General features: G+C 60.9%; 2 rRNA genes (1 of these 2 cut by a window edge). Both read right to left on the reverse strand.

Annotation, left to right across the window (positions count from 1 at the left end):
• Positions 1 to 28: 28 nt before the first annotated feature.
• Positions 29 to 143, reverse strand: a 5S ribosomal RNA gene (rrf, locus tag B5D40_RS08950).
• A gap of 116 nt (positions 144 to 259) precedes the next feature.
• Positions 260 to 2,500, reverse strand: a 23S ribosomal RNA gene (locus B5D40_RS08955) (it continues 697 nt past the right edge of the window).

Consider the following 2,500-nt stretch of genomic DNA (forward strand, 5'->3'; position numbering starts at 1 on the left):
CCCCGCGCGGATGCGCAGGGGCCCGTGGATCCGGCGGCGACCTACTCTCCCGGGCCCGAAGGCCAGGTACCATCGGCGACAGGTGGCTTGACTTCCGTGTTCGGAATGGGAACGGGTATGACCCACCGTCGATGACCGCCGAAATTGAAAACTCTCAGTACGGGATCCCAGAGAAGGAAAGTGCGGGGCGCGAAGCTCCGAACGGGCGCCTGCAGGGACCAAGCCGCCCACGCGCGGCAAAGCCACATCGCCGAAAAAAAAGGAAAAGCCTCACGGGCTATTAGTATCGCTCGGCTCAACGCGTCGCCGCGCTTACACCTGCGACCTATCGACGTCATCGTCTATGACGGCCCTTCAGGGGGTTGCCCCCGCGAGACCCTATCTTGGGAACGGCTTCACGCTTAGATGCTTTCAGCGTTTCTCCGATCCGCACATGGCTACCCGGCGGTGCCGCTGGCGCGACAGCCGGTACACCAGAGGTGCGTCCGTCCCGGTCCTCTCGTACTAAGGACAGGCTCCCTCAAGTCTCGTACGCCCACACCGGATAGGGACCAAACTGTCTCACGACGTTTTGAACCCAGCTCGCGTGCCGCTTTAATTGGCGAACAGCCAAACCCTTGGGACCTTCTCCAGCCCCAGGATGCGACGAGCCGACATCGAGGTGCCAAACCTCCCCGTCGCTATGAACGCTTGGGGGAGATCAGCCTGTTATCCCCAGAGTACCTTTTATCCATTGAGCAACGGCCGTTCCACGCTGTACCGCGGGATCACTAAGCCCTACTTTCGTACCTGCCCGGCGTGTCCGCCTCGCAGTCAGGCTCCCTTTTGCCTTTATGCTCTGCGCGCGATTACCGACCGCGCTGAGGGAACCATTGGATGCCTCCGTTACCTTTTGGGAGGCGACCGCCCCAGTCAAACTGACCATCAGACACGGTCCCCCGCCCCGGTCAGGGGCGCGGGTTAGGCCTCAAGCCTTGCAAGGGTGGTATTTCAAGGGCGGCTCCGGAAGGGCTGGCGCCCCGCCATCAAAGCCTCCCACCTATCCTACACATCCAAGGCCTAAAACCAATGTCAAAATTCAGTGAAGGTTCATGGGGTCTTTCCGTCCAGGTGCGGGATGCCGGCATCTTCACCGGCACTGCAATTTCGCTGAGTCTCAGGAGGAGACAGTGCAGAAGTCGTTACACGATTCGTGCAGGTCGGAACTTACCCGACAAGGAATTTCGCTACCTTAGGACCGTTATAGTTACGGCCGCCGTTTACCGGGGCTTCGGTTCAGCGCTTCTCCTCGCGGATGACGCCTCCCGTTAACCTTCCGGCACCGGGCACGTGTCAGACCATATACTGCCCATTGCTGGTTCGCATGGCCCTGTGTTTTTGGTAAACAGTCGCTTCTGCCATTTCTCTGCGGCCTCCCTCCGCTCGCCCTGCGCGGGGTCACGGAAGGGGGCTCCCCTTATCCCGAAGTTACGGGGTTAATTTGCCGAGTTCCTTCTCCTGGGTTGTCTCAAGCACCTTGGGCTTCTCGCCCCATCCACCTGTGTCGGTTTACGGTACGGGCTCCCTCTCGGCTCCCTTAGGGGGTTTTCCCGGCACCGGCTGGGATCTCTCGGACTCGGGCCGAAGCCCTCCCCCGGTCCGGAGTCTGGGGCATGTGGAGGGGGGATTTGCCGCCCCTCCGCCTTGCGCTCCTTCCGCGGCGTCCATCTGCCGCTCGATCCTGCCCGATGCGTCGCCCCGTCGGTCGTATCGCCTCGAGGGAGGCCGGGGACTCTTGACCCCGTCTCCATCGGCTACGCCTCTCGGCCTCGTCTTAGGTCCCGGCTGACCCCGGGAAGATTAACTTTACCCGGGAAACCTTGGATTTTCGGTGCGCGGGCTTTCCACCCGCGTTTTCGCATACTCATGCCAGCATTCTCGTTTCCGGTACCTCCAGCGGGCATCGCCACCCGCCTTCCCAGGCCTGCGGAACGCTCTCCTACCGCTCCTTGCGGAGCCCACGACTTCGGTGACGCGCTTAGTCCCGATAATTTTGGGCGCGGGACCGCTCGACCAGTGAGCTATTACGCTTTCTTTAAAGGATAGCTGCTTCTAAGCTAACCTCCTGGCTGTCTGAGCAGTCCCACATCCTTTCCCACTCAGCGCGTACTTGGGGACGCTTAGTCGGTGGTCAGGGTTGTTTCCCTTTCGTCCGCGGATCTTATCACCCGCGGGCTGTCTGCCGCGAATCGGTGCGCCGGTATTCGGAGTTTGGTTGGGTTTGGTAAGCGGGTGTGCCCCCTAGTCCATCCAGTGCTCTACCCCCGGCGGCCTGTCGCGACGCCATACCTAAATATGTTTCGGAGAGAACAAGCTATCGCCCAGTTTGATTGGCCTTTCACCCCCACCCACAGCTCATCCGAACACGTTTCAATGTATATCGGTACGGCCCTCCACGGGGTGTTACCCCCGCTTCAGCCTGGCCATGGGTAGATCACTAAGGCTTCGTGTCTGCCGCGTA

The organism is Fibrobacter intestinalis, from assembly GCF_900167415.1.
GTDB lineage: Bacteria > Fibrobacterota > Fibrobacteria > Fibrobacterales > Fibrobacteraceae > Hallerella > Hallerella intestinalis.